This is a genomic window from Vibrio sp. 10N.286.46.A8 (assembly GCF_041470165.1).
Classification (GTDB): Bacteria; Pseudomonadota; Gammaproteobacteria; order Enterobacterales; family Vibrionaceae; genus Vibrio; species Vibrio tasmaniensis_A.
This window is the reverse complement of sequence record NZ_JBFRLX010000115.1, coordinates 1-22209: the sequence shown is the minus strand read 5'-3', so window position 1 is coordinate 22209 and position 22209 is coordinate 1. Positions and strand designations below refer to the sequence as shown.

Below are 22209 nucleotides of genomic sequence, written 5' to 3'. Positions count from 1 at the left end.
GCTAGAAGCTCAAGAAGCTAATTCTGTATCAATCGTTGCCGACTTTCTGGATTGGAAAGCGACCCCAATGAAAAAACTGGCGAAAGGGAAGGTTTACAAGTTTAAAACTCGTCTTCCGAAAGATGGCGAGTTTCAATTTCGCTACCTAGTTGATGATCAACAATGGGTGAACGATGCGAATGCTGATCGTTATATCCCGAATGAATTTGGTGAAGATAATTGCTTGGTATCGACAGTTAACGCTTAGTTGAAATAGCATGACCTAATTGAAATAATATGAATTAAAAAGCAGGAACTAGAGGTTTCTGCTTTTTAATATCTAAATCGTTGGTTCATTAATTTTTTGAGTTGGGCCTATTTCATTAACGGTAACTCAATGACTTAGCCGAGATTGCGCAGATTCACATCATATTATGACAATGCAATGATGATTTATACGCCTGAAAAGCATATCCTGTGCTTTTATATCGTAGAAAGACCTGTTTACCGTGTATTCAAAAATATTTTCCTCTCCGTTTGCTGAGCTTTCACCTGTAAAAAAAGCAGCAATTTTAGGACTGCCACTTATTGCAGCGATTAGTGTTGCTTTGCAATATTCACAATCAAATCTGACGAAAACGATCGATCTTGATTTGCCAAACTCAACCGTTATTGAGTCAATTCTGTCACCTCCTTCTGCTACCGTTATTGAGCCACCGACGTTTGAATATCAAATTCAATCAGGTGATAACTTAAGTAGCATCTTCACTCAGCTTGGGTTTTCTTATAACTCGATGATGAGCGTGATGGAAACCGATTTGAACTTCCTTGCGTTAGACACGCTTCGTCCGGGTAATACATTACGTTTTTGGCGTGACGAAGCGACGGGCAACCTTTCAAAAATGGAACTTCAATTTAGTGTCGCGGACAAAGTGGTTTATCGACTGCTTGATGACGGCAGCTACGAATTCGAAGACATTTCTATTCCGGGTGAATGGAAGCAAAAGCCTTTAGTGGGCGATATCCATGGCAGTTTCTCGATGTCAGCGAACAAAGTTGGCCTGAACAGTATTGAGATTGACCATATTGTGACTCTTCTTAAAGATAAGCTGAATTTCAGCCGAGACTTACGTGCGGGTGATCAGTTTGAAGTGCTTCAAAAAGCGCAATTCGTTGATGGTGTTGCAACCGGGAAACGTGAAATCGAAGCGATCAAGATCATGAACCGTAACCGTGTTGTTTCAGCGTACTTACACACTGACGGACAATATTACGATGCCAATGGCGATAGCTTACAACGCGCTTTCCAACGTTACCCTGTGAGCCGTGGTTGGCGTCAAAGTTCTCAGTTTAATCCTAAGCGCTTACACCCTGTGACTGGGCGAGTCTCTCCGCATAACGGCACAGATTTCGCGACGCCAATTGGCACACCCGTTCAAGCAACAGGTGATGGTAAAGTGATCATGACTCGTAAGCACCCATATGCTGGTAACTATGTGGTGATTCAGCATGGCAGCACATACAAAACACGCTACCTACACTTGAGTAAGATCCTCGTTCGTAAAGGACAAACGGTATCTCGTGGTCAGCGTATTGGCTTATCCGGTAAAACGGGCCGAGTGACGGGGGCGCACTTACATTACGAATTGATCGAACGTGGTCGTCCTGTCAATGCAATGAAAGCGAATATTCCGATGGCCGATTCCGTACCTAAAAAGGAAAAAGCGACATTCGTAGCCGCTAGAGATGAAGCCGACAAGCTATTAAAGAAAGCTTTAGAAACACAATCGAATAATAGCTAATAGCTGACTGTATGCCGTCAAGGTAACCGTTAGCTAGATGGTTGCGAGTAATGATGTAGCCTTTAAAGCCGTGAGTGCAGAACTAAATACTTAAATGTTTAGTGATACGCTCGCGGCTTTTTGATTTTAGGTTGAGGTAGTGAACGGCGTTTAGGCTAGAGGTTCTGAGTGAGTGACGTAGCTAACGATAGCTTCTGGTCGCATAGGTGGAGAGTAGAGGTATCCTTGAATTTTGTCACACCCCATTGCGTGCAGCTTTTCTAATTGCTCGCGCTTCTCTACGCCTTCCGCAACCAATGACACATTGAGTCTGTGTGCCAGTTGAACAATCAACCACACAACACTTTCGGATGTTGAGTTTGTCAGCAAGTTTCGAATAAAGGTGGCATCAATCTTAATACAATCGATAGGGTAGCTATGAATGTAATTTAAGCTTGAGTAACCAGTACCGAAATCATCTAGAGCGATCGTGAACCCTTGTCCCCTTAGAAAGTCGAGTGCTGACTTTGTTTCTTGAGTTGGAGATAACAGCACGGTTTCGGTTAGCTCAATGACAAACTCGTTTGCTTTAAAGTGATGCTGTTCAATCGTTCGAGTGAGATAGGAAATATAACGCTTAGAATCGGTAAGCTCGTGAGCGGAGCAGTTTATTCCAAGCTTAACTTTGTAGCCTAAGCCTCGCTCCAATGTTGTTTTAGCGCGGCATACCAATTCGATGATCCGTTCACCCAGTTCCACAATCAACCCCGATTCTTCCGCTACCTGAATGAACTCCACTGGCGAGATGTCGCCATGTCTTGTGGTTTTCCAACGAGTTAACACCTCGAAGTAATCCCATCGTGTATCAATGTGATCAACGATTGGTTGTACAACCACGTACATTCCATTGTCATTAGGTGCCTGACTGTCTGATATGGTGCTATCAAGCTCACTTCGTAAGGCGGCGATTAACTCGGCTTTCCTTTGGTAACGAACCCTTAGGTGAGTGTCGTAACATTGAATATGAGTATCTTGACTATGCTGGCACTCTTTTAGCGCCAAACTGGTGTTGAAGATGATTTGCTCTACGTCTTTATTGTCTCCATCTGACCGGGCAATGCCGATGCTGACGTCGAAATCGATTTTGATATCAATACTAGTGTAACCTTGCTTTATCTTATCCAGTATTTGCTCGCAAACAGCTATTGGGTCTGAATGATAGGTAATGAATGCGAACTCATTGCCAGCCGTCCGGAACGTCAGGTTGTTGTCGGGCAAGGTTCGGCGCAAGGTCTCTGCAACGAACTGAAGCACCTTATCGCCAATATAATTACCGTGCATATCATTAATGGCTTTGAAGCTATTGATGTCGAGCAGAGCGAGCGTGAAGGGAGTGACACTCTGCTGAGTGATCGATTCTAAGGTGTCTGATAAGCAGCTACGGTTTAATAGCCCAGTTAGACTATCGTGTGATACTTCGTAGCTGAGTTGATTAACCAGTTGCTCAGAACGGTCGTTGAACCACATTTCACGCAAGGTGTGAATGATGATATCTGCGAACAACTGGTGGTGTTTTATCACGTCTTGTTGCTGATCTGTACTCATAGGCGAACTAAAGGTTGAGAAAAGCACACCCATGACTTCGCCACTTTGACTGCGTGCTGGGATAGCGATTGAGTTTTGTGAGGTGATTTCTTGCCTAAATGCTGATGTTGGGAGTGACTGAACAATATACTGAGCAAATGAGCAATCTGGGTGTTTTTGATTAACGGCTTGTTGGTATATGTGACCATGGCGTGCGTTTATTTTGTCATGCAGTACATGGTCAGAATGGGCAATGACCAAAGGAACCATTTGATCGGGAAAGTGCTTTTTCTCAATGATACTGGTGTATTGAGTACCGAAGGTTTGATGCAAAGTAAGCACGGCAGACTCTAAAAGGTCGATACCTTCCAATTTGAGTAAGCGCCCAATGCGCTCTGTGTCTATCATGCTATTGCGTGTATGTTGAGTCATAGTCACCATCCGTAGCCAACCAGAATCGTGTGTAAGCTGTATGTGTATGATCTTGTGTATACGATCTTGTAGCTGCACTGTCTTAAATATTAACAATGCAACTTGTATTAACAATCTTGATATGCGTCTAGTTTATTATTGGTCGTGTTGTGTGATTTTTCAAATTTAGTGCGATATATTTCACAAAACTTGACTATTTCTTTCTTTGTCTAGCCTATCTTTTAGGTGGTCTAAAAATAGCTTGGTTCGTGTATGCGAGTAGTCAAGCTTAGGGTAGTACGCGTAAACCATCACTTCGTCGGCTGTTATATTTGGTAATACTGGAACCAGTGTCCCTTGTTTAAGATCCTCTTTGATCATTGCTTTGATGGTTAACAGTACGCCCATTCCTCGCTTCGCGGCATGAAACAAAGCCTCAGGGTTGGTGGTCGCAAAGTTACCGTTCAAAGTGATGCGCTGTCCTTTAGTTAGCGTGACTTCACGAATAGGACGCTCTCCCCATATTAAGGAGTTGTGCTGCTCTAAGTCTTGCTCGTTGATGGGATAACCATGTTTAGCCAAGTAACTTGGTGCGGCATAAAAGCTGGCTTTGTGTTCAAATAGTGGTGTTTTCTTGAAGCTTAACGAGTTGAGTTGTTCCAGTTCACGACTGATCACCAGGTCCAAGCCAAGCTCAGGTAATTGACCTGGCGTGGTGGTGATAAGCTGTACTTTAATGTCTGGATACTTTTCTAAGAAGTCGTCCATGTATTGCACGAGAAACTTAGAACCAACAGCAATGGTTGCGCCAATCTTTAGCAGGCCCGCAGGCGTTTGGTTAACCGATCGGGTTTCATCAATAATCGATTGCCAATTATCGAGCTGATCCTTGGCTCGCAGATAAAAGAGAGCTCCCGCTTCGGTTTGGCTGATTGAGCGCGTGGTGCGCTTTAATAGTTGAGTGCCGATACGTTCTTCTAACCAGTTCACTCTTTTGCTGATCGCTGAGCTGGTGGTATTGAGTTTACGTGCTGCGCCATTGAAGCTGCCTTCTTCCACCACTTTTACATAACTTTTTACGTTAAGAATCCAATCCATATTATTTCCTGTTGGGACTTAATTAAATTCCAATTTAGCTAATTATCAATTATTGGTTTTGAATGTAAACTCATCTGATGAACAAATAACAAACGAATAGGGAATTTTTTGAGCCAATCGACCTTTAAAAAAACACCGCTACTCTTAGCCATGATGATCATTGCTACAGGACAGGTGGGGGTGAGTATCTATTTACCATCATTGCCGCTAATTGCTTCAGACTTAAGTGTGACTCAGGTAGATGTACAGCTGCTCGTTACGCTGTTTCTTGTGGGTTTTGGCTTGTCTCAGCTATTTTATGGGCCGATGTCCGATGCCGTGGGGAGAAGACCTATCTTCTTGTTAGGTCAGGGTGTTTATTTGATTGGTACTGTTGTTTGTGTTGTTTTTTCCGACAACATGACGGCGTTAGAGGTTGGTCGCTTGTTGCAAGGTCTAGGGGCGGGTAGTGCCTCGGTTCTTGGGCGAAGTGTGCTGCGCGACAGCTATGATGGCCTTCAACTGACCAAAGCGCTGTCTTATATTTCGGTCACCGCTTCGATCATGCCGATTATTGCGCCCGTGTTTGGTGGTTGGATCTCATTCCACCTCGGTTGGCAGGCGGTGTTCCTGTTTGTTCTTGTGTATTTACTGGCGATATTCACTCTCGGCTACTTTGTTCTTCATGAAACTTTGCCATACGGGAAGAGCCGCTTTGAAGTCAGTCAAGTGGTCAAGAACTATGGCCGTTTGTTGACGAATCGCCAAGTGTTGACCAGTGCCAGTTATAATTGGATGAGTTACATGGCGAGTTTGGTGTCGCTATCACTGTTTCCATTCTTAATGCAAGAGCAATTGGGGCTGACAGCCGCTGAATACGGATCGTTGATGATAGTCCCTTCGGCTGGCTTACTGATTGGTAGCGTGGCTTTGAACTTGCTCAATCGTAGGTTTAGTACACCACAATTGATGAGTCTTGCGATTTTGATCATTTTAGCTTCAGGGACTTGGTTACTTACTCATGAGTTGTCCATCTTTAACTTAGTGTGGGCATTTACGTGGTTAGCTATCGCTCAAGGTATCTCCTTCCCTCTATCGATCAGTATGCTATTAGAACCTCATAAGAAGAAAGCGGGCGCGGTGTCGGCACTGTCAGGTTCAATTCAGATGTGTTTGGCGGGCTTACTTGGTGGATATCTAGTCGAGAGTTGGGTGACGACTCACCTACAGCTCGGCGTGTTTTATCTGATTATTGGCGCTTGTATGGCTACAGTACTTTGGTCTTCAACGAGAATGAATAAGAAAGCCACAGCTACCGAAGTTGAGTACAGTTAAGCAGCTGAAGTACAACCAGTTAAACAGCTAGCTCGCTATAGTTCAGCATACAGTCGTTAATACGTTGTATTTGTATGGATGGTTTTCTACAATACCAGCGTCCATTTAATAGGTAATAAACATGCAGCAAAATGAATTTGAAGTACTGGTAAAAGCTATCTGCGCACTAGATGGCTTGCCTCAAGCACTTGAGTTATTGAAATCCAATGAGGATACAGAAGTCGCTGAGGCTGCTGGATCACTAACAGGTCAATTTGCGCTAGCTGAAGTTGAAGGCGAAAAGCGTATTTACCACGTGACGCTTCAAGAAAATGAACAAGGCGAAGAGCAAGAGTACATCGAACATGTGATGAATGAAGGCGATGACTTAATCAAATTTGCAGCTTGGTTCTTTGAAACTATGTTCGAATTAAAGCAAAAAGACACATACCAAATTGCAGGTAAAACTTACAGACAGCCAAAGCGTAGCTAGTTTTCTTGACTGTTTGTTTTATAGGCTATTTTTTCATGTAAGTTGATTTCTAAGCAATTAGGTTTCTAAAAAACTATTTTTAAAGCAGCTCTCTTGAGCTGCTTTTTTTATGGATGTTTAAATGAAAACTTTAATTGTAACTCAATGGTGAGATTACATTGAAAGTGTGATTTAGATCTTGTTTTTGGGCGCTTTAAGTGTAGAATCCGCGCATAAGAAAATCGATTATGTGCGGAGATAAGCATGAATTACGAACTAGGCCACGCATACCTTGGTCAAATGGTAGCAAAAAACATGATGCACGAAGCATTGTATGGCAAGCCAAAGCCAAAAAAAGCATCATTCATTAAGCGAATGATGAAGAAAATGGCGAAATAAGCATTTTCAAAAACGGATTTTAAAAAGGCCTTAAACTTATTTAAGTTTAAGGCCTTTTGCGTTTTAGCGATTAATGAAGGTCATCGCTGGTTTTGTTGTGGATGGACACAAAAAACACTGATAAAGCTTCTGACTAATGACTGTTACTGAATTCAGCCTGTCGATTGGTTGGATAGGTCGACAACATTATTCGGGATGGTATCTAAACCGTTCTCTTTCATCCACGCTTCTAAGTTGTCAGCTCCACCAATGTATTTACCATCAAACCAAATCTGAGGAACGGTTACTGGTGTTTTTTCACCAATGTGCGCTTTTACCTCTGGAATCATACGATACAAAGCTGCGCTGTCTTTTACGACATCGTGGTATTGGTATTCAACACCCGCTTCATCAAGCATTTTCTTGGCCTTAACGCAGAATGGGCAGGTCGCTTTTCCGTAAACAATGTTGCCTTTTAGGCTGTCTCGTTTGGTCCATTCTTTAATTACAGATTGAACCAAAACACCACGATTAAGCGCTTCACCTTGGCTGACTATCTTGCCTTCAACAACAAGAATAGGAGCATGCCAAGAACCCAGTTTTAGCGGCTCCCACCAGTGAGATAACCAATCTTTCACTTCCAGTTCAACATCGACATCTGATAACTCATTCTCAAAAGTATCCTTAAGAATGTCTTTGGTAAGGGTGCATTCTCCACATGGGATGTTAACTTTGAATGGACCCCAGCTGCCTGCCCAACGGTATAGTGTAATCTTGACTGGTTTCTTCATGCTTACGGCCTCGTTTGAATTCTCTTATCCATATAGAACGGACAGTCGAACTATTTATTTCATCGATCCTAAACTTTCTTTATTTTCGCCGGTTTTTTCGTTTCCCAATGGGTAATAAATGCAACTGACGCAATAATAATAGCAGCCCCTAGCCATAAACGACCCGGTGGAACCCAACTAAATACAATCCAACCCGCTAGAACATTTAACGGTAATTTCGCGTGGTCAAAAGGTTGCACAAACGAAGCATCAGCAACTGAGTAGGCTTTTACAATTGCCCATTGAGCGAGTGCCGTCATAACACCGATAACAATCAAGATAGCCCAAATTGTACCGCCGCTTGGAGTCTGCCAATCTGGCGCGGCAAGCAGGATGTTAAATGGTGTGATTAATAGCAGCAAGTACACCACCATGGTTGAAGGACTGTCTTGCGAAGAGAGTTTTTTCACCATGAGTGAGTAGCATGCCCAGAAGAAAGCCGCGCCAACCGGTAACAGTGTTGCCCAGTTAAAGTCTTCTGCCCACGGCTCCAGAATCACCATAGCACCAGCGAAGCCGGCTAAGGTCGCGCCCCAGCGAGCTGCCCCAACTTTCTCTTTGAGGAAAAGTCCTGAGCCTATGGTTGCAAACAATGGCGACGTCATGAGAAGGGCAATGCCTTGCCAAATAGGTACTGGGTAAGCCAATGCCCATATCCAAAGTTGAATACCAATAACAGACAAGAAGACACGGAATACGTGCAACTTTAGGTTGTCGGTTTTTAGCGCGCGGCGAATGCCCAGCGTTTTCAGATAAGGAAGAATAGCGAACAACGCGATGGCGTATTGAATGACGGCAACGGTGGTAGAAGTAAGTCCGAAATGAATGCTAGCGACTTGAGTTAGGCTATTAATAACGGCAAAGGCTAGGCCTGCGGTTAGCATCCAGCTAGCGCCTTGGATCGGATGGTGTTGTGACATGATGCTTCTAATTATTTGATGTGGTTCACCTATGATACGGATTTAGCACCACTTAACCAGAAAAAGCATTGATGAAGTTGGTCAGAATATTTGAATATGAAAAAGGTTGAGCAACCGCCCAACCTTTCTAGTCTCTATCTAAAGTCGATTTAGATTAGAAATCGTAGCGGACACCTAGGCGAAGTGTGTCTTCACCAGCTGTCACGATACCTTTTGCATTTTTAACTTCGTCTAAACCGTTAACGTAGTAAGAAAGGTATGTGCGGAAATTGCTGTTTAGTTTGTAGTAACCGGCTAATTCAATACCGTCGACAGCGTCTACTTTTGCTCCGCTGTTGATTTCATCTTCCTGGTAAGTATATACGACTGCAGCAGATACTTGCTTGGTGAATTTGTATTGCGCTGCAAACTCCATAGCAGTGAATGACTTAGCATCGGTACCTGTCGCTTTATCATCTAGGTCGCCTGTTGAATAAGTCGCTGCTAAGTACAGCTTGTCTAGAGAATACGCTAGGCCGGCAAGGATTTGGTCTGCGCTACCTTTATTTTCCCCTAGGTCTTCACCTGAGTAGGCTAGGCCAAGATCTAAGCCCATTGGCAGTGAGTAAACACCAGAAATACCGTAGCCGTCAGAGTCTTTTTTGCTGTTGGTTTGGTAAGTGGCTTCTAGTTGCAGAGCATCAAAACCGCCACGGTACGCAAATACGCCATCTTCTTTATCAGAAGCTGCACCGAATGCTTGCTGCACACCAGAAAACTCAGTGATATCCGTAAAGTCAGATACGATAACTGAAGCCATATCTTGGCGACCGACAGAAATGGCTTGACCGTCAAAATCAACACCTGCGTACATGTAACGGTTTTCAAACTTATCAGAACCTGTGTCTTGCTCAGCTTCGTAGAAACCGAATGCCGTTGCAGTATCTGTAAGTTCTGTTTTACCACCAAGGTTTAAACGGAAACGAGTTTTATCTTTCATTGAACCTTCAACTTCAGCACCACCGGAACCAATGAAATCACCACGGAATTCTGCACGACCGCCAATTTTAAGTTCTGTACCATCAGAGCTGTAAACCGTTGCTGCTAACGATGAACCTGAAACTAGTGCCGCTACCACTGCAGAAGCTAGAACTGCCTTTTTCATAATCACTTACCTTGTATTTTAAAATCCGTGAGCAATGCGCTCTCCGTTTCGATATGAAACTAATCTAGAGCAGCTAAATTAAGCTTTCATTTCTGTAAAATTACATTTTCGTGAATAGGGAACTTTTTAAGTGTTGATTTTATTGCACTTTTATTTCAGGAACCTGAGTGGTTTGTGAATGGGTATACCACTCGTATTTCCTTATTCGGTTACTTTTTCAAGTTTCTATTTGGGTGAGGTGATAATGATATGGGTGAACCTTATGGTGAGGTTAGAGCTTCTTCATCTTATTAACTGTTTGTACTGATTAAGATATCCTCTATGATGCCAAAACTTAGAAAAGAATAAATTTTGCTCAACAAGATGGAGACGTTGGATGAAAACAGAGTACTTAGGCGATGTTTTACAAGGTAGGCAGGTTATTGGCGCCTTAAATGTTGAAGACTTACCGATTGGAGAGCATCAGTTTTGGTTTCAAGTAACCAGTGATGGGTTAGGGCAACCTAAAAACATGCCGGTTTCTGTTTTCAAAGGCAGTCAAGACGGCCCGAAGTTGCTGATCACTGCCGGGATTCATGGTGATGAGCTAAACGGTGTGTTGGCTGCTCAGCAAATTATCCGAGATTTAGTAGGCAACACATTAAAAGGCACGGTGACAGTTGTACCAACTGTGAATTTGTCTGGCTTGCTTAACCACAGCCGCGATTTTATCTCTTCGGATCCGGGCTCTTGCCCTGCCAACCTTAATCGACTCTTTCCGGGGGATGCACACGGCTTAGCCGCGGAGCGATTCGTCGCATCTCTGTGGGATCGCTTACTCAAACACAACGCGACATTTGCTGTTGATCTGCATACCCAAACTCGTGGTGCCGTGTATCCACTTTATGTGTTTGCTGATTACCGAGTAGAGCAATGTTTGGAGATGGCGAGGTTAATGCAGCCCGATTGTGTTCTTAATGATCCCGGCGATCCGGGTATTCTTGAAACGGTCTGGAATCGAAGTGGAATTCCGAGCATTACAGTGGAAGTCGGGATGGGGAAATTTACTCAACCTGCCATGATTCAACGAGCCGTAGATGGTGTTTTTAGTATTCTTTCTTACTACGAGATGCTTGATGCTGAAGGTTTACGAGACAAAAAGCCACTGCCGAGTATAGATTGGATAGAGGGCAATAATGTAGTGTCTATCCGCGCTGATATTGGTGGGTTTGTGTTGCCTCAGGTCGAGCTTTTACAAAGCGTAGAGCAAGATGATCTTTTGGCGATTCAATATGACGCTTTTGGTAATGAATGTCGTCGTTATCATGCGCCGTCTGCCGGACGTGTACTTAGCTATAACGTGGATGCATTAAGGGAGCCAGGGGCTCTTGTCTGTCGATTATTGAGTTGAGCTGCTTTTAGGTGAGAAGCTCGCAGTTGGTAAGTTCTGAGTTGAAAAGCTCTTCGGCGGGCGTCTCTTTGTCAATCTGGTGCATCGTCATTTGAAACGTGTAAAAAAAAGACCGAGCAGGGCTCGGTCTGATAGTTTTTCTCGGGAGTAACAGCTTTTAGCGTAACTAGTATCGCTTTAAGATCTCGATGATCTCTTGCTCTGTTTCCGCTGCGATAATGGCATCAATGTCATCATCATTTTGGAACAACTCTGATAGCGCCATAATAGTATGGATATGGCTATCTGAGTCCATCGCTGCCAGAGTGATTGAAAGGTAAACGTCACCGTTGTCTTCCGACTCTAAATCAACACCCTTTTTGAATACTGTCACCTGCAGTGATGCTTCGTTCACACCATCTTCAGGACGAGCATGAGGCATCGCAATCTTTGGTGCTAGAACATAGTACGCGCCGATGTCTTTGTGCTTTTGCTTGATAGCTTCAACATAGCTTGCTTCAATTTTCTTGCTTGCTAACAGTGTTGAACAGGTTAAATCAATCGCAGCATCAACCGTTAGGTTCTCTTCAGAGTTGATGATAACGCCTTGGTTACCGATTAAATCGAATAGGCTCATGAAACAATCCATCCTAGAATCAGACCAACAACACCGAAGTCGAAGTCAGCAAATGTTGTCGCTTCAAGCCCAAGACCACCTAGTACTGGAAGTAGTAGCATTGGTAGGAAAGAGATACACAGACCTTGCGTGAATGAACCTAGAATTGCACCACGTAGACCGCCAGTCGCGTTACCGTAAACACCTGCCGCACCACCTACGAAGAAGTGTGGAACCACACCCGCTACAATGATTGTCCAGCCAAGCGCGCCTTGAACTGCCATTGCTAGTAGGCCAGCCGCGAAAGAACAAAGGAAACCGATTAGTACTGCGTTTGGTGCTACTGGGAATACCATAGGGCAGTCTAGAGCAGGTTTTGCTCCTGGTACTAGTTTGTCAGAGATACCTTTAAATGCAGGAACGATTTCAGCAATTAGCATCTTCACACCTTGCAATACGATGTAAACACCACCAGCAAAGATTAGAGATTGCATGAAGGTAAATACAACCCAGTTTTGACCGCTTGATACTGTTTCTACAAACTCGCCGCCCGCAATAATAGACGCAAGCATGAAGAAAATAGCCATTGTTGTTGCTACGGCTACTGGCGTATCACGTAGGAACATTAAGCTTTTAGGAACTTGGATGTCTTCTGTTGATTTTGATGTGTCACCGAATTTGCTACCAATGAAGCCAGACACGATGTAAGACAGTGTCGAGAAGTGACCAATAGCCAGTTGATCAGTACCCATCACTTTTTCAGTGTACTTTTGGCCTAGCGCTGGCATCACAACCATTAATGTACCCACAATGATAGAGCCGATTGCGACTAGAACTGTGCCTTCAATGTTTGCTGTAGACAGAATTACCGCTACTAGCATAGACATGAACATTGTGTGGTGACCCGTTAAGAAAATATATTTTAAAGGAGTAATACGAGCCAATAAAATATTCACAACGAATGCGAAGAACATAATTAGAGCCATTTCATAACCGAATGCTTCTTGTGCTAATGCAACAATTGCTTCGTTATTTGGAATAACACCACTTACGCCGAATGCTTCAGTAAATACAACTGAGAAGTTATTTAGTGCGCCAACAAGAGCGCCAGCACCAAAACCTAAAATTAGGAAACCCATTACGGTTTTAATTGTGCCTTTTAGAATGGTGGAAATATCAGCTTTCTGTGCAACAAGGCCAATGAAAGCAATTAAGCCTACCATGATTGCTGGCTCTTTTAATAAGCCGAGCATGAATTCGAAAAAGTTCTGCATAATTTTGACCTTACATGAAAGTTTTTAGTTGTTCTTCGATTGATGCTTTGTCAAAAATATTTTTAAGGCTGATTATGTTCTCTTTTCCGCCTTCTTTCAGTTGGTTTGCAACGTCTGTCGCTGCTACCCAAATATCCGCGTTGCTTGATGCAGCTGATGACAGATCTTCGTGATCAACTTCCGCTTCGAAACCGATTTTTTTAGCCACTTCTTTCACTGCCATTTCCATCATTAGTGAAGTACCAAGGCCGTTACCGCAAACTACAAGAATCTTTTTCATAATATTTGTCTCAATTGGATTTTAGGGGTTGAGAAACTGCGTTCTCTTATTGTGTGGGAGCATAGTAATGGAAATATTGAGATTTCAATAAGATCTCCATCACAAAGCTAAAATGAGATTGTGACGGAGGTCTCGTTTGTGTGTGGTGAAAATCCAGAGTGAGACTTTGATCAAATTTAACTTTTCACACGAATATGCAACGTATCTATTGAGAAAGGTTGGGGGGAATGTATTTGTCTATTGGAATGTAAATATATAGAGGGTCTGTTGAAGAAAATAGAGAATTAATCGTATCGACCGTAGTCGGTAAGCATTTTCTTAAGCATGCTATTAACGTCTTTGGTCTTTTTATTTCTTTTAGTTAGTTGGCTAAGAGAAGTCGGTTTTGGCGAGGTAACATTTTCACCATCTATTTCTTCGGTTTTATCTTTCATTTTCTGTACGGCAGGCAATAACATTCTAATTTCTTCATTATTGATATTGGTCAGAACCACAATATTTTCAGATTCAACTTGGGTAATAGTTAATATGCCATGCTTAACGGATTCAACCTTTTCACCAATCATAATTGATTCAGGTGCGACAGAGCGATCGGTTAACTGACCTGTACGTAATTTCGCCGCACTGATAGCGCGGATATTTCCGGTGTTTTCAAACGCAACAATAACAGTATAGGTATTATAATACTCAACTACTGTCACATAGCCGTGTCTATTTGTTTTGAATCTAGCTCCATTGTTCATGTCGTGCGGAGCTTCCATTTTCTTCACGTGTTTCCTCTCTTAGTCTCAATGGCTGTTATATCTAATCAGCTCTTCTCGTTTTATAGATAATGAATGGGTGAGATAATACAAAGTATATACGCATCTAAACTTAAGATGAATCTTGAAGTCATAGTAAATGAGGGAGAACACAGAAAAGTGGTAATAATCACACAGAATTAACCGAGAGGTTACGCTCATACGCTTAAGGACTTAACATTCCAAATTCAACCTTATACAGATTGTTTACAGTTTTTGAAGAACGAAAATGACGATAAACACTGCGTTTTGTTTAATCCTTGACCGCGCGATCGTTTGCGTTGAAAAATGTGATGAAAGTCTCACTTAACTGTTTATACTTCTTTTCCGGTTTTAAGCCGGTGCTTAGCCAATACAAGCCGTCACATGGATATGTGAATGACCCCACGGACCGGACCAGCTACGTTCCACTGCTTGTATAAGGTGATTTTTACATGAACAACTCGTTGTTACATTCGCTAACCCTGTTAGCTCCTTCATCGCGTAGCGTTTTGCTTGCGGTTCTTTGTCCTATTCCTTTGATGTCATTCGTTTGGCTCATGTTCACTCTTTAAGGATTACTAGGACACATTATGAATATTCTATTTGGTCTTGTCGGTGTTATTGCACTGATTGCTTGCGCATGTCTGCTATCTGAGAGTCGCTCTTCTATTAACTGGAAAACGGTCTCTCGTGCACTATTACTTCAAATCGGCTTCGCTGCTTTGGTGTTGTATTTCCCTTGGGGACAACTGGCGTTAACCAGCCTAAGCAATGGCGTTTCGAGCTTGCTTGGTTTTGCAGACGTTGGTATCGCTTTCCTATTTGGTGATCTGGCTACTGAAGGTTTCATTTTCGCGATTCGCGTACTTCCAATCATTATCTTCTTCAGTGCTTTGATCTCTGCGCTTTATTACTTAGGCGTTATGCAGAAAGTGATTCAAGTTCTTGGTGGAGCGGTGCAAAAACTGCTGGGTACCAGTAAAGCTGAATCTCTAGTTGCAACAGGTAATATCTTCCTTTCTCAGGGTGAGTCTCCTCTTCTTATTCGTCCCTTTTTAAAGTCTATGACTCGTTCTGAACTGTTTGCTGTAATGGCGGGCGGCATGGCGTCAGTGGCCGGCAGTGTGCTGGGTGGCTATGCAGGATTAGGTGTTGAGCTTAAATACCTTATTGCAGCAAGCTTCATGGCGGCTCCGGGCAGCCTATTGATGGCGAAGATCATTGTTCCTGAGCGTAGTACTCCGAGTGACTACGACCACATTGAGCTAGATAAAGCTGACCAAAGCAACGTGATCGATGCATTGGCAAGTGGCGCAATGAACGGTATGAAGGTGGCGGTCGCTGTCGGCACTATGTTGGTTGCATTCGTGAGTGTGATTGCAATGGTCAACACAGGTTTAGAAAGTCTAGGCGAAATGTTCGGTTTTGCGGGCATTACCCTGCAAGCTATCTTCGGTTACCTATTCTCGCCTCTTGCATGGTTAATTGGTATCCCGAGTGATGAAGTATTAATGGCGGGTTCTTACATCGGTCAGAAGATCGTAATGAACGAGTTTGTTGCTTTCATCGACTTCGTTGAGAACAAAGCTCTGCTGTCTGAACATAGCCAAGTCATTGTGACTTTTGCTCTATGTGGCTTTGCTAACATTGGTTCTATCGCGATTCAATTAGGTTCGATTGGTGTTATGGCACCAGAGCGTCGTGCAGAAGTGGCAAACTTAGGTTTGAAAGCGGTAGCGGCTGGTACGTTAGCAAACCTAATGAGTGCATGTTTAGCGGGTATCTTCATCCTGCTTTAAGCTAGATTAAGTTAAAGTAGCTAGATTCAATAAAAGCGCTTAAATTTAGTAAAAGCGGGTATCTTACTTACGGAGTTTACGTAAGAAGGGTATCCGCTTTTTTGTACCTGCTCGTTAAGTTGATTCAGATTTTGAACCACCACTTTTATTGCTATGCGGTGTATAAGGCTCACTCGGAAGAGTAATAGAGCAAGCCTGTTTTATCCGATATACTTGAATATCATTAGGTTGCGATTAATAGCATTCGGCTTCAATTAAGAAAATCCGGTTTCTATTAAGAACACTCGGTTCCGAATAAGAATATTCCGTTCCGACTAAGAATACGGCAACCAAGCTCAAATTTATCAAGGGTCTCTCTATGAACATGCGCGTTCTCATCGGTCTTATTGCTACCTTCATTGGCTTGTTTGCGATGGTTTATCTTATTGCTGGTGGTACTCAGTTTCCTATCTATCAGTGGCCGCAAGAAGCGTATCTCGGTTTGGTGTTTAGCGTAGTATGGGGCACTGGCGTCGCAGCATCGGTGGCTTATGTCTTTTCAGCTTTGGTGTTTGTGACTGTCGCCGTGGTTTGTTATGCGGTCGGTTATAAAATCGGTGGGCTCTTTTCTTCAAATTCTGACGTCTAAGTTTATTGAGGCGTACTTATGTTCATTGAAGTGAGATTTGTTTGAATGCACTGGCTCGATCGTTGGAAAGTGTATCGCTATCATCGAAAACAGGCTAACCGCTCGAATGGCGACAAGGCTAAAGCTTTAGGGTGGACCAGCGAAGAGAGCCAATTGTGTCGCTTTGAAGTGATTGCTCGTTCGGCTGATTTCGAAAAGAAGAGTATTTTAGATTTAGGTTGTGGCTATGGCGAGCTGTTTGAGCTGCTCGACAGCATCTATCGAATTCAATCTTACACCGGTGTTGACCAACATGCAGACTTTCTAAAAAAGGCTAGGCAGAACTATACAGAAGATCGTTGTCGGTTTTTGTCGGGTGATATGAGCCAAATGAGCCTTGAGGTACACGATGTAGTTATCGCCAGTGGCTCATTGAATTACATCTCTCGCGACTCGGATTATCTGACTAACATGATTACTCGCATGTTTGGACTAGCGAATCAGACGGTGATTTTTAATCTGCTCAATTCAAGCCAATATCCTTCACGCAATACCTTGATGAGTTATCACCCTCAAGGTGTCTATCGTTTCTGTAAAACACTCTGTGACGATGTCTCCTTGATAGAAGGATACGCAGAAGGGGATTTCACGATAGTGATGAACAAAATCTGCCCCTGAACTTAAACATAAGACTAAGCTTGAGTGAAGTGATTGTTTGATAAGAGTTAAAAAGCCGCAGACCTTGAGAGGTTTGCGGCTTTTTTTTGGATCCAAAATCAACTTAAGTATTACGGCTAGTGTTTCAGCGGTTGATTTTCAACTAGTCCGTAAGGGATGTTAGTAAAGACTTTTGGGTTACCTTCATAAGTCGGTGCTTCGTTCACTTGCTGCCAATCGAGTAGCATGATAGCGAGTACGTTGCGGTGCTCTCCATACTTGAGATCAAAATCACCGGTGACCGAAGGGATCATGCCTTTTGTCTTATCGATAGATGCCTGGATTGCAAGCCTAGTTTTCTCTACAACCGGGTCATTCTCTAGACCGGCTAGTAAGAAAGTCAACCCAACCTCAGCAATCACATCCTCTTTAGCTCGTAGCAGGATTGTATCGATGTTTTCTCTGAAGTAATCGTAGACCCATTGGTGTTCTTGCTCGCTTACTTGGTGCTGGTAATACTCAGAATCTCCAAAGATCACATGTGTCATACCATAGATCTTATTGCCGTATTGCTGGCTTGAAAGCTTCTTGTCGTTATCGTCTGGGTAGGCTTTTTTGAAGGTATCGACAAATTCATCAACGACATCTTGTTCACCCAATTGGCGTAGCCAGTAAACTTGATTAGCGAGTTGGGCTGCCCACGCTTTCACCATATCTTCATTGGTCACGTATCGTGAAAAGTCATAACGACGAATAATCTCGCGCAGTTTGACATCGTTCTTGTGTTCTAAACCGTACTCATTGGCGCGCGCCATAGAGCCGAGAAGGTCAACACCAAGATATAGATATTCTGGCATGTGCTTGGTGATGTTGTAGCGTCGAACACTGCGTTCATCGCTATCGCCAACATAGGAAGCAACACGCTTTTCTGAGTACAGTACGATTTGTTCCATGGTGTGAACATCATTCGACAAGCGGCTGAGCTTACTTGCGACACGTGCCATGTCACTCCATACCGCGGCAGAATATTTGTCGTCTAATGTTTGTCGATACATACGCAAACCATAGTGACCCTCTTTGAATGCAGGCAGAGTGTAAAGTTGGCTTTCGTAGGTTGTGCGAATCAGATCGGCGGATTGTTTAAAAGATTGCTCTTGAGAGTCGAGAACACTAGCTTGTGATTGAACATTTGGTACGATTGTTGCTTGTATGTTAACGGGCTCTTGTATAGTAACAGTCTGTTGTGTGTCAAAAGCCGTTAGCGTATCTGAAGTAGCTTGTGCGTGAACAGCAACCGCAACTGAGGTTGATAACAATGTGCACAGAGTTAGCGTTTTTAGCTTCATGTTCGTAAGGTACCAAGCTGATTAATTGTGAATATAAAATAACACTCATGAATCTTTCAATGTAAGGTTTTGGTCAATACATTGTAATCTTTAATAAGATTGATTCGATATTTGGTTCAGTAATCAATGTGTCTAATGGACTTTAAGTGATGAATGACTCAATAATGAAATGAGCACTAGGCTAAGTGTATGTATTTAAATAGCTTAACGGCATACTTAAAGAGTTAGTCTGATATGAGCAAATTTAAGAACAAAAAGGTTTAGGGGGTCTGAATGCCAAGTGGTTCTAGCAAGCAATGGCCTGCCAAATTATTATCTTTACTGTTTTTTTTAGTGGTAATGAGTGCTATCGAGTTTTTTCACTCTAAAGAGTTATCCTACCTGAAAGATGAATCCTACTCTGAGGCAAAAAAGCAGCTATCGATCATTCGTTCTCGAATCGAAGCCGCGATCGTGTCAGATATGTATATCCTCAATAATTTTTCGACCTTAGTGACCATAAACCCTGATGGTGAGGTGAAAAATTGGGACAAGATTGCTGAAAGTATTATTAAAGATGGTTTCCATATTCGTCTTATTGGGCTAGCCAAAGACGACATTCTAAACTTTGTTTACCCTATGGAAGGCAATGAGCAGATTCTCGGTATTAATTATCGTGATTATCCAGACCAATGGGAGTCTGTTGAGATAGCCCGTAATCTTGGCAACACCTTTATTGCCGGCCCTTTTGAGTTGTTTCAAGGCGGGCAAGCCCTCATTACGCGCACTCCGATCTTTCGAGACCCGCCTTTTAACGAAGACTATTGGGGTGTATCCAGTGCCGTTATTAGTTTAGATGAGCTGTTTGAAGATGTCGGAATCGGCAAGATCGAGAACAAGTATGAACTCGCGATTCGTGGTGCAAACAGTTCGGGTAAAGATGGCGCGGTCTTTTATGGCTCTCAGGACGTATTTGATAATGCTTTTGTGACTGAACAGGTGAGCTTTCCATACGGTGGTTGGTACCTTGCTCTCTCTGGTAATGAGCATGTGTTGATGGGTGTGCAGTGGTATCGAATTCAAGCAGTAAGGTTGGTGGGTTACACCATAATGTTAGTGCTGGCGTTTGCCTTCTTTACTATTTATCGCCTGTACCGAATTGCAGATAGTCGCTCTATGCATGATGAACTCACCATGCTACCTAATCGTCGATACTTTATGTACAGCCTAAAGCAGGCGTTCAAAGTCACCCAAAAGCAGAGAGCAAGAACCTTTGCTGTGGTAAATATCGATCTTGATGGCTTTAAAGCGATCAATGATACTTTTGGGCATGCGGCTGGCGATCAGGTGCTTATTGAGTGTGCTAATCGCATTAAGAGCGAGTTACGTGGTTCAGATATCGTTGCGAGAATCGGTGGTGATGAGTTCTTAGTTTTGTTACCACGCATCATTGATGATCAACATGTCTCTTCGATTGTAGCTAAACTTCGAAGAGCGATATGTAGCACACCTGTTGTTTATGATACGCACTCGATTTATCTTCGAATTAGCGTTGGTTGGGTAATTCACAACAATAACTACAGTGGTGTCGATGCACTACTCAAAGCAGCTGATGAAAAAATGTACGAACAGAAACGACAAATTTTATAGGTTGGATTGGATCTGTTATTAGAATTTAGTTGCTGAATGTGGGGAAAAGCCTCAGAATACCGCGCTTTGCTCTTTATCAATCCTATTGATGAGCGAAAGCTGTAGCAACGACTTCTTTCTGCGCGTTGCTCATACTAAATGTTATTCAACTGAGAAAATAATCTATGAGTTTTACCTCCCTTGGCCTTTCTGAACCGATCCTTAAAGCTATTGAAGCACAAGGTTACGATAAGCCATCACCAATCCAAGAGAAAGCCGTACCAGCTGTCCTAACGGGCAAAGATGTAATGGCCGCTGCTCAAACAGGTACAGGTAAAACTGCTGGCTTCACGCTACCTATTCTTGAAATGTTATCAAAAGGCCCTCGCGTACGTCAGAACCAAGTTCGTGCACTAGTGCTAACACCGACCCGTGAACTTGCTGCGCAAGTGAATGGCAGCGTAGTTAAATACGGTATTAACTTACCGCTTACTTCTACGGTCGTGTTTGGTGGCGTGAAAATTAACCCTCAGATGCAAAAACTTCGTAAAGGCAGTGATGTGTTGGTGGCAACACCGGGTCGTCTACTTGACCTATACAACCAAAATGCAGTGCGTTTTGATCAGCTAGAGATTCTAGTATTAGATGAAGCTGATCGCATGTTAGACATGGGTTTCATCCGCGACATCCGTAAGATCTTGGCTTTCCTACCGAAGAAGCGTCAGAACTTACTGTTCTCTGCAACGTTCTCTGATGATATTCGTAGCTTGGCTAAAGGCTTAGTAAATAACCCAGTTGAAATCTCGGTAAGCCCTGCAAACTCAACAGCACCCACTGTTGAACAAAGTATTTATCCAGTAGATAAAAAGAAAAAAGCGCCAATGCTAGCTAAGCTGATCAAAGATAATGATTGGCGACAAGTGTTGGTGTTCAGCAAAACAAAACACGGTGCAAACAAGCTTGCTCGTTTCCTTGAAGAGCAAGACATCACTTCTGCTCCTATCCATGGTAACAAGAGCCAAGGCGCGCGTACTAAAGCCTTAGAGAACTTTAAAACCGGTAAGGTACGAGTACTCGTAGCGACCGATATCGCTGCTCGTGGTATTGATATCCCACAACTTCCTCAAGTGGTTAACTTCGACCTTCCAAACGTATCAGAAGATTACGTTCACCGTATTGGTCGTACTGGCCGTGCTGGTGAAGTGGGTAAAGCAATTTCATTGGTTTGTGCTGATGAAGTGGGTGAGCTATTCGGTATTGAACGCCTTATTCAACAAGTACTGGAGCGTCGTGAACTTGAAGGTTTTGCACCCGTAAACAAGTTACCAGAATCTCGCTTGGATTCGCGTCCGATTAAGCCTAAGAAACCGAAAAAGACACGCGAACACTCGGATGGCCAACGTTCTGGTGAGAATGCTCGCGGCCATAAGCCAGCAGGCAAGAACAAGCGTCATGTAGCAGGTAATGGATCTGCTCCAAAGCGTAAGCCTAACTCAGGCAACAAAGCTTCAGACAGCAACTCTTCAGCTGCTGGTGATGATAAGTCTTTAAGAAATAATGGCAGCAACTATAAGCGCGGTAATAAGCCTTCTACGAATAGTTCTGGCAAGCCAGGTGGTGCAGGTAAACCTAAAAAGTCTGGTTTCGGTGGAAGTAATGGTTCGAGCAAACCGTCTAACAAGTCAGCAGGTAACAAGCCTACAGGTAACAAACCTTCACCATCTAGAAGCCGTTCTAAGCCTGCATCTCAGAAATAGTAGCTCTTTGGTAGACAGAACGTTGAGCATAGCTTTGCAAAGATTATGTAACGAGATCGCTTCGTAGGAGGGTTCTCGTTCATTGACGACTTCCTGCTATCGAACTCGAACAAGCGCGAATATTGAATTTCAATGTTCGCGTTTTTTTATGGGTGTAATTAGGGCGTGTTGACCTTTCGCGGTTAAATTTTGTTCGAGCTAAAAGTGTTTTAATCGCGGCGAGG

Annotated in this window: 21 protein-coding genes; 11 read left to right on the top strand and 10 right to left on the bottom strand. The window is 43.1% G+C overall.

From position 1 onward, the window contains the following. Together AB4232_RS12385 and AB4232_RS12380 are read left to right on the top strand one after the other, a co-directional pair. The coding region (locus tag AB4232_RS12385; protein WP_372087219.1) for an isoamylase early set domain-containing protein at positions 1 to 247 on the top strand (247 nt) is incomplete at its 5' end. 241 nt (positions 248 to 488) lie between these two features. After that, positions 489 to 1781, top strand: a complete 1293-nt coding sequence (locus tag AB4232_RS12380; RefSeq protein WP_135380744.1) for a peptidoglycan DD-metalloendopeptidase family protein — start codon at positions 489 to 491, stop codon at positions 1779 to 1781. A 150-nt stretch (positions 1782 to 1931) separates the two neighbouring features. Here AB4232_RS12380 and AB4232_RS12375 read toward each other — a convergent pair whose 3' ends face one another. Next, positions 1932 to 3776: a putative bifunctional diguanylate cyclase/phosphodiesterase gene (locus AB4232_RS12375; RefSeq protein ID WP_372087218.1), complete on the bottom strand. Its 1845-nt coding sequence runs from the start codon at positions 3774 to 3776 to the stop codon at positions 1932 to 1934. Between the two features lie 180 nt (positions 3777 to 3956). Then, positions 3957 to 4853, bottom strand: a complete 897-nt coding sequence (locus AB4232_RS12370; protein ID WP_017100810.1) for a LysR family transcriptional regulator — start codon at positions 4851 to 4853, stop codon at positions 3957 to 3959. Between the two features lie 108 nt (positions 4854 to 4961). Here AB4232_RS12370 and AB4232_RS12365 point away from each other — a divergent pair, with 108 nt between their 5' ends. The 3 genes from AB4232_RS12365 to AB4232_RS12355 all read left to right on the top strand — a co-directional run bounded on the left by AB4232_RS12365 (position 4962) and on the right by AB4232_RS12355 (position 7017). Then, positions 4962 to 6167, top strand: coding sequence for a multidrug effflux MFS transporter (locus AB4232_RS12365; RefSeq protein ID WP_012600277.1), 1206 nt, complete (start codon positions 4962 to 4964; stop codon positions 6165 to 6167). 121 nt (positions 6168 to 6288) lie between these two features. Then, complete coding sequence (locus AB4232_RS12360) at positions 6289 to 6639, top strand: hypothetical protein (protein ID WP_004731829.1); 351 nt, start codon at positions 6289 to 6291, stop codon at positions 6637 to 6639. A 243-nt stretch (positions 6640 to 6882) separates the two neighbouring features. Then, complete coding sequence (locus tag AB4232_RS12355) at positions 6883 to 7017, top strand: hypothetical protein (RefSeq protein ID WP_012600279.1); 135 nt, start codon at positions 6883 to 6885, stop codon at positions 7015 to 7017. 152 nt (positions 7018 to 7169) lie between these two features. On the opposite strand, the gene AB4232_RS12350 is transcribed toward AB4232_RS12355, so the two are convergent. The 3 genes from AB4232_RS12350 to AB4232_RS12340 all read right to left on the bottom strand — a co-directional run bounded on the left by AB4232_RS12350 (position 7170) and on the right by AB4232_RS12340 (position 9890). After that, positions 7170 to 7787 (bottom strand): glutaredoxin domain-containing protein, encoded by a 618-nt coding sequence (locus AB4232_RS12350; RefSeq protein WP_372087217.1) that lies wholly within the window; start codon positions 7785 to 7787, stop codon positions 7170 to 7172. Between the two features lie 68 nt (positions 7788 to 7855). Continuing rightward, entirely contained in the window at positions 7856 to 8746 is an 891-nt protein-coding gene (locus AB4232_RS12345) for a DMT family transporter (RefSeq protein WP_017097059.1), read from the bottom strand. A 154-nt stretch (positions 8747 to 8900) separates the two neighbouring features. Continuing rightward, positions 8901 to 9890: a porin gene (locus AB4232_RS12340; RefSeq protein WP_372087216.1), complete on the bottom strand. Its 990-nt coding sequence runs from the start codon at positions 9888 to 9890 to the stop codon at positions 8901 to 8903. Positions 9891 to 10266: 376 nt separating this feature from the next. Here AB4232_RS12340 and AB4232_RS12335 point away from each other — a divergent pair, with 376 nt between their 5' ends. After that, positions 10267 to 11280 carry a succinylglutamate desuccinylase/aspartoacylase family protein gene (locus AB4232_RS12335; RefSeq protein WP_372087215.1) on the top strand — a complete coding sequence of 338 codons (1014 nt, stop codon included), beginning with the start codon at positions 10267 to 10269 and terminating at the stop codon, positions 11278 to 11280. Between the two features lie 166 nt (positions 11281 to 11446). Here AB4232_RS12335 and AB4232_RS12330 read toward each other — a convergent pair whose 3' ends face one another. From AB4232_RS12330 to AB4232_RS12315, 4 genes are all read right to left on the bottom strand, one after another. Beyond that, positions 11447 to 11896, bottom strand: coding sequence for a PTS sugar transporter subunit IIA (locus AB4232_RS12330; protein WP_009845709.1), 450 nt, complete (start codon positions 11894 to 11896; stop codon positions 11447 to 11449). Next, complete coding sequence (locus AB4232_RS12325) at positions 11893 to 13149, bottom strand: PTS ascorbate transporter subunit IIC (RefSeq protein ID WP_009845708.1); 1257 nt, start codon at positions 13147 to 13149, stop codon at positions 11893 to 11895. The genes AB4232_RS12330 and AB4232_RS12325 overlap by 4 nt, the downstream gene beginning before the upstream one ends. A gap of 10 nt (positions 13150 to 13159) precedes the next feature. Continuing rightward, entirely contained in the window at positions 13160 to 13429 is a 270-nt protein-coding gene (locus tag AB4232_RS12320; RefSeq protein ID WP_009845707.1) for a PTS sugar transporter subunit IIB, read from the bottom strand. Positions 13430 to 13713: 284 nt separating this feature from the next. Next, a complete protein-coding gene (locus AB4232_RS12315) occupies positions 13714 to 14190 on the bottom strand; it encodes a hypothetical protein (RefSeq protein WP_009845706.1) in 477 nt (158 codons plus the stop codon). Positions 14191 to 14801: 611 nt separating this feature from the next. Between AB4232_RS12315 and AB4232_RS12310 the strand changes: the two genes are divergently transcribed. The 3 genes from AB4232_RS12310 (at position 14802) to AB4232_RS12300 (ending at position 17295) form a co-directional block, all read left to right on the top strand. Continuing rightward, positions 14802 to 16010: a NupC/NupG family nucleoside CNT transporter gene (locus tag AB4232_RS12310; RefSeq protein ID WP_004729974.1), complete on the top strand. Its 1209-nt coding sequence runs from the start codon at positions 14802 to 14804 to the stop codon at positions 16008 to 16010. A gap of 358 nt (positions 16011 to 16368) precedes the next feature. Continuing rightward, the gene (locus AB4232_RS12305) at positions 16369 to 16638 is read left to right on the top strand and encodes a hypothetical protein (protein WP_012600286.1); all 270 of its coding nucleotides are present in this window, start codon (positions 16369 to 16371) and stop codon (positions 16636 to 16638) included. A 45-nt stretch (positions 16639 to 16683) separates the two neighbouring features. Next, entirely contained in the window at positions 16684 to 17295 is a 612-nt protein-coding gene (locus tag AB4232_RS12300; RefSeq protein WP_372087214.1) for a trans-aconitate 2-methyltransferase, read from the top strand. Positions 17296 to 17411: 116 nt separating this feature from the next. Here AB4232_RS12300 and AB4232_RS12295 read toward each other — a convergent pair whose 3' ends face one another. Then, entirely contained in the window at positions 17412 to 18620 is a 1209-nt protein-coding gene (locus tag AB4232_RS12295) for a DUF3541 domain-containing protein (protein WP_372087213.1), read from the bottom strand. A 273-nt stretch (positions 18621 to 18893) separates the two neighbouring features. Here AB4232_RS12295 and AB4232_RS12290 point away from each other — a divergent pair, with 273 nt between their 5' ends. Beyond that, on the top strand, positions 18894 to 20249 hold the full coding sequence (locus AB4232_RS12290) for a diguanylate cyclase (protein ID WP_372087212.1): 1356 nt from the start codon (positions 18894 to 18896) through the stop codon (positions 20247 to 20249). A 164-nt stretch (positions 20250 to 20413) separates the two neighbouring features. Further along, positions 20414 to 21985 (top strand): DEAD/DEAH box helicase, encoded by a 1572-nt coding sequence (locus AB4232_RS12285; RefSeq protein ID WP_017097048.1) that lies wholly within the window; start codon positions 20414 to 20416, stop codon positions 21983 to 21985. The last annotated feature ends 224 nt before the right edge of the window (positions 21986 to 22209 follow it).

Excerpts from the sequence above, each read along its gene's own strand:
- AB4232_RS12375 (WP_372087218.1), bottom strand. The coding sequence starts at position 3,776 with ATGACTCAACATACACGCAATAGCATGATAGACACAGAGCGCATTGGG.
- AB4232_RS12370 (WP_017100810.1), bottom strand. The coding sequence starts at position 4,853 with ATGGATTGGATTCTTAACGTAAAAAGTTATGTAAAAGTGGTGGAAGAA.
- AB4232_RS12360 (WP_004731829.1), top strand. The coding sequence starts at position 6,289 with ATGCAGCAAAATGAATTTGAAGTACTGGTAAAAGCTATCTGCGCACTA.
- AB4232_RS12355 (WP_012600279.1), top strand. The coding sequence starts at position 6,883 with ATGAATTACGAACTAGGCCACGCATACCTTGGTCAAATGGTAGCAAAA.
- AB4232_RS12350 (WP_372087217.1), bottom strand. The coding sequence starts at position 7,787 with ATGAAGAAACCAGTCAAGATTACACTATACCGTTGGGCAGGCAGCTGG.
- AB4232_RS12345 (WP_017097059.1), bottom strand. The coding sequence starts at position 8,746 with ATGTCACAACACCATCCGATCCAAGGCGCTAGCTGGATGCTAACCGCA.
- AB4232_RS12340 (WP_372087216.1), bottom strand. The coding sequence starts at position 9,890 with ATGAAAAAGGCAGTTCTAGCTTCTGCAGTGGTAGCGGCACTAGTTTCA.
- AB4232_RS12335 (WP_372087215.1), top strand. The coding sequence starts at position 10,267 with ATGAAAACAGAGTACTTAGGCGATGTTTTACAAGGTAGGCAGGTTATT.
- AB4232_RS12330 (WP_009845709.1), bottom strand. The coding sequence starts at position 11,896 with ATGAGCCTATTCGATTTAATCGGTAACCAAGGCGTTATCATCAACTCT.
- AB4232_RS12325 (WP_009845708.1), bottom strand. The coding sequence starts at position 13,149 with ATGCAGAACTTTTTCGAATTCATGCTCGGCTTATTAAAAGAGCCAGCA.
- AB4232_RS12320 (WP_009845707.1), bottom strand. The coding sequence starts at position 13,429 with ATGAAAAAGATTCTTGTAGTTTGCGGTAACGGCCTTGGTACTTCACTA.
- AB4232_RS12315 (WP_009845706.1), bottom strand. The coding sequence starts at position 14,190 with ATGGAAGCTCCGCACGACATGAACAATGGAGCTAGATTCAAAACAAAT.
- AB4232_RS12310 (WP_004729974.1), top strand. The coding sequence starts at position 14,802 with ATGAATATTCTATTTGGTCTTGTCGGTGTTATTGCACTGATTGCTTGC.
- AB4232_RS12305 (WP_012600286.1), top strand. The coding sequence starts at position 16,369 with ATGAACATGCGCGTTCTCATCGGTCTTATTGCTACCTTCATTGGCTTG.
- AB4232_RS12300 (WP_372087214.1), top strand. The coding sequence starts at position 16,684 with ATGCACTGGCTCGATCGTTGGAAAGTGTATCGCTATCATCGAAAACAG.
- AB4232_RS12295 (WP_372087213.1), bottom strand. The coding sequence starts at position 18,620 with ATGAAGCTAAAAACGCTAACTCTGTGCACATTGTTATCAACCTCAGTT.
- AB4232_RS12290 (WP_372087212.1), top strand. The coding sequence starts at position 18,894 with ATGCCAAGTGGTTCTAGCAAGCAATGGCCTGCCAAATTATTATCTTTA.
- AB4232_RS12285 (WP_017097048.1), top strand. The coding sequence starts at position 20,414 with ATGAGTTTTACCTCCCTTGGCCTTTCTGAACCGATCCTTAAAGCTATT.